This is a genomic window from Streptomyces sp. NPDC007205 (assembly GCF_040634095.1).
In the GTDB taxonomy this organism is placed as follows: Bacteria; Actinomycetota; Actinomycetes; order Streptomycetales; family Streptomycetaceae; genus Streptomyces.
In genome coordinates, this window is the sequence record NZ_JBEYEW010000119.1 from 1 (window position 1) to 4,179 (window position 4,179).

General features: G+C 66.5%; 3 protein-coding genes and 3 pseudogenes. 3 read left to right on the forward strand and 3 right to left on the reverse strand.

What is annotated here, in order from left to right:
- Positions 1–102 (reverse strand): annotated as a pseudogene (locus ABZ624_RS42170) (IS5/IS1182 family transposase); the annotation flags it as partial.
- 324 nt (positions 103–426) lie between these two features.
- Positions 427–681 carry a transposase gene (locus ABZ624_RS42175; protein ID WP_360100919.1) on the reverse strand — a complete coding sequence of 85 codons (255 nt, stop codon included), beginning with the start codon at positions 679–681 and terminating at the stop codon, positions 427–429.
- A 394-nt stretch (positions 682–1,075) separates the two neighbouring features.
- Here ABZ624_RS42175 and ABZ624_RS42180 point away from each other — a divergent pair, with 394 nt between their 5' ends.
- Positions 1,076–1,270: a hypothetical protein gene (locus tag ABZ624_RS42180; RefSeq protein ID WP_360100921.1), complete on the forward strand. Its 195-nt coding sequence runs from the start codon at positions 1,076–1,078 to the stop codon at positions 1,268–1,270.
- A 542-nt stretch (positions 1,271–1,812) separates the two neighbouring features.
- Complete coding sequence (locus ABZ624_RS42185) at positions 1,813–2,187, forward strand: transposase (protein WP_360100924.1); 375 nt, start codon at positions 1,813–1,815, stop codon at positions 2,185–2,187.
- A gap of 470 nt (positions 2,188–2,657) precedes the next feature.
- Here ABZ624_RS42185 and ABZ624_RS42190 read toward each other — a convergent pair.
- A pseudogene (locus ABZ624_RS42190) lies at positions 2,658–3,020 on the reverse strand (transposase); the annotation flags it as partial.
- Between the two features lie 294 nt (positions 3,021–3,314).
- Between ABZ624_RS42190 and ABZ624_RS42195 the strand changes: the two are divergent.
- Positions 3,315–4,088, forward strand: a pseudogene (locus ABZ624_RS42195) (IS110 family transposase); the annotation flags it as partial.
- Between the last annotated feature and the right edge of the window lie 91 nt (positions 4,089–4,179).

The following is a 4,179-nucleotide window of genomic DNA, read 5'->3' on the forward strand; positions in this document are numbered from 1 at the left end:
GCCACGAGACGTGCTCAACCAGCTCGTACGGGACGTCGAGCATGGAAGGATACGGAACCAACGAAGCCCCCCGGCCGATGGCGTGCTGAGTGAGACCACCACACCAACGACGCAGGGCTTCGCCATGTCACCCAACCTGACCTGCCCATTTCATCCCCACGACACAGGATGAAAGAGGTTCACTGAGCCGCCTCCCGGTGTCCTTCAGCTCGGCGGTGACCCGCGGGACCCCGGAGGTGCCGTCCGGTTCCTCGTGGAACTGGGCGACACGTCCGGCGAGCTCGGCGTCCGCCCGGGCCCGGGCAGCCCGCACGTCCACGCCGGCCGGCCACCGGCAGAAGCCGGAACGCGAGACCTGCAGCATCCGGCACAGCCGCTTGACGCCGAAGGCGCCACGGTGATCCTCGACAAACTGGAAGCGGCTGCTCACCAGCTGGTCTCGGCCGCAGAATACTTCGCGGCCCTCCGCAGGATCTCCCCCTCGAGCTCGAGTTCCTTCACCCCCGCCCGCAGCTGCCGGTTCTCCTTCTCCATCGCGGTGGCCTCCACCACCTCGGGCCGGGCCGCGGCCTCGGCATCCCGGACCCAGATCCGCAGCGTCTCGTGGTTGATGCCCACGTCCTTGGCCACCGACGCATACGTCCCACCCGGACTGGCGTGGTAGGTAGAGCGCGGCGGCATCAGCCCGAAACCCAGGCCAGTACTTCGACCTCCCCAACGGGAACTCCTGCACCATGGATCCTCACGATCCAATGATCAGGGTGTCCACGACCACGGGGAAACGCCCTCCCGACAAGTCCTTGCGATCCGCGTGACAGCGAGTCGCAGGCGTTCTGGATGAAGTTCCTACGCTTGCCTTGCCCTCCGTCTGGACGGCGTCCAGCCAATCATCGTGGTGGCCGACATGGTCGGAGGGTGTGAGGAGGTGGGCAGCGGCAGGGAAAGAGAGAAGACAGCGAGCCGAAACACCCTTCCGGAACCCGGCAACGCAGCGCAAGCACTCAAAGGTGCGGCGACCATGACTGCGTGCGACCCTGAACCTGACCCGTCTCCGCCATACAAGGAGTGAAGCTCCATGGGCAGGAAAGATCCGAACAGGAAAGACGAAAAGTGGAACAAGGCGCAGCCTGACAAGGAAGGGATCGAGTCTGAGCAGTCGCTGCAAAGCGCGCAAGGGCGTGGTCGTCACGCGCGGGACGGGATTCGTGGCGTGCCGACCGAGCGGCGGGAGTCGTTAGATGACGTCCAAAGCGAGCTCGACGAGCAGTAGCTGACAGGGGCTGGCCCGTCATGTGTGTGGCCCTCTTCTCACCGCTGGTGGCAGTGGGAAGAGGGTCGGCAACGCGGTGTGTTCGGTCACCGCCTATTTCCTGAGCCGGGGATGCTGATGGGGAAAACGGCTCTGTCTGCAGTTCCGGAACTGCGGCCAGAGCAAAATTCAAACGGCCCCATCAAGAGTTGAGCTGCGGCCCGGGTTGGGCTGCTGCCAGGCTCAGCGCCGACGTTCCGGCATGACCCACAAGGTAATTGGCGGCTCGTTGCAGCCTGCCGTGCCCCCGAGATGTCTGCCGGACGTCGGCGTCAGCCTGGCCCACCCCGTTGGCTTGATCAGCAACTTGTCCGCCATCTCGACGTGCTCATCACAGTTCTGCCACGTGGTGACACCACCCAGGCCGACGCCGACCACGGCCGTCCACCCCTGAAGGAGAACAACCGCGTGACCGTGCTCGCCAAACAGGTCGACGGCGCGCCATCGGCGTCGACACCCACCGCGACGCACTCGCCGCCGCAGCCGTCAGCCCAATCGGCGCCGTGCTGGCTACCGCCGACGCCCCGGCCAACGCGCGCGGCTACCGGCGCCTGCTCAACTGCGCCCGCAAGCACATCCCCGGCCGCCGCTGCTGGGCCCTCGAAGGCATCGGCAGTTACGGCGCTGGCCTCGCAGCCTTCCTCGCCCAGGCCGGCGAGCGCGTTGTGGAGGTCTGCCGGTCCAAGCGGACCGCTGTTCGCGGCGGCCGCAAAACCGACATGATCGACGCCGTCCGAGCAGCCAAGGAAGCACTCTCCAGGGAGCACCTGATCCAGGCCCGGCTCCGCGGCGAACACGAGGCCCTCCGCGTTCTGCTCGCCACCCGCCACGGCGCGGTTCTGGCCTCCACAGCCGCGATTAACCAGCTCAAGGCCTGATCGTGTCAGCACCAGACGACCTTCGCACAGCTGCAGAAGCTCAAGCATCCGGCACAGATCGCGCGTTGTGCTCAACTGCGGGACCATGCGACCCACAGCATCGAGCACACGATGGCCGCGCGTGCCTTCCGCTCCACGGCCCAGCGCGTACAGAGCCTGCAGGCCGAAGCAAGGCCTTGGAGAACGAGATCCTCAGCGCCGTGCGCCAGCTGGCCCCGAACTGCTCGATCTACTCGGAGTCGGACCGATCACCGCCGCTCAGGTGCTGGTCAGCTGGTCGCACGGGCCGGTTCCGCGCCGAGGCAGCCTTCGCCTCCTTCGCCGGCGTCTCGCCGTCCCGGCCCTCCTCAGGGCTGACCAACCGGCGAGATCCCCGCACCGCCGAGCCCTCTGGTGCTGGGTTGACCTACTCACAGGGAGTCACCAGCCGGGCTTGACAAGCCCGATTGAGAATCGCTTGATGACCGGCCCATGGGCTTCAGTCCTTCGCTGTTGTGGACGTTGGCGGCCGAAACGCCGACGAGGAGGGGCAGTCCGTTCGCGTCCGACAGGACGTGCATCTAGGAACCCGGCTTACCTCGGTCCACGGGGCTCGGACCTGTGAGTTCGCCCTCCTTTTCAGCGCGCACGTGGGCGGAGTCGAGGACCACGCGGGAGACGTCGATGAGGCCGGCATCGTCGAGTTGGTGCAGAGCGGCTTCGTGCAGCCAGCCCCACACCCCGGCCCGCGACCAGATCAGGAACCGGCGGTGCGCGGTCGACTTCGATATCCCGAAACACGGCGGCAGAGCCCGCCAGGAACAGCTGCTGACCAGCACATAGATGATCGCTGCAACAATGTCTCATCAGGCTCTACCTTCTTGCTGGGCCTGCCCCAGCCATTCCTAGGGTCCTACCTTCTTGACCGGGTTGATCAAGGCCACTTGTAGGGTCTGGAGGCCCAGAGACACCGGGTATGGCTTTCGTAGGGTTGCCCTCGATGGCTCCCCCAACCTGGCCGCCCGGTGTCTCACGACGGCCTGACCGCTGATTAGGAGCCGCGAGTACCGCGCCGTACATCGCTGAGTAGGACCATGTCGGCAAGGTCGTCCGGAACTGCATTGCACTTCGAGCGACCGGAGGAGCCCGTGGCCCAGATTTGGGCGGGTACGGACATCGGTAAGACGCACCACCGTTGCGTGGTCCTGGATGCGGAGGGCAAGCGGCTGCTCTCGCGCCGCGTCGCGAACGACGAACCGGAACTGCTGATCCTGCTGGCCGACGTGCTCGCGCTGGACGAGGACGTGGTCTGGGCCGTCGATGTCGCTGACGGCATGGCCGCCCTGTGGGTCGATCTGCTGATCAACCACGGCCAGCAGCTCGTCTACATTCCCGGCATGGCCGTCAATCGTGCCTCGGCGGGCTACCGGGGCATGGGGAAAACCGATGCCAAGGACGCCACCGTCATCGCGGACCAGGCTCGGATGCGCCGGGATCTGACAATCCTGCGGCCGGACGACGAGCACGCCATCGAGCTGCGAGTCCTCACCGGCCGTCGCTCCGATCTGGTTGCCGACCGCACCCGGGCCACCAACCGTCTTCGGGTTTCGCTGACCAGCATCTTCCCGGCCCTGGAGCGGGCCTTGGACCTGAGCAATCTCGGGCCGCTGGTCCTGCTGACCGGGTACCAGACACCCGCCGCCCTGCGCCGCGTCGGAGCCCGACGGCTGACCACCTGGCTGCGTAACCGCAAGGTCCGCGGCGCTCAGGCCCTGGCCGAAGACGCCATCGACGCCGCTGAGCGGCAGCACACGGCCCTGCCCGGCGAGAAGATCACCGCGCGGATGGTCCACACGCTGGCCAAGGAGGTGATGAGCCTCCATGAGCAGGTCGCCGAGATCGACAAGCTCATCGAGGCCCGGAGCCTTTTCAACGGTGAGCCTCCAGGGTGAGGATGGCCTTTGTGGTTGACGTGAGTGCGTTCGGGCTGAGTCTGGCCTTGCGGAGGATCCG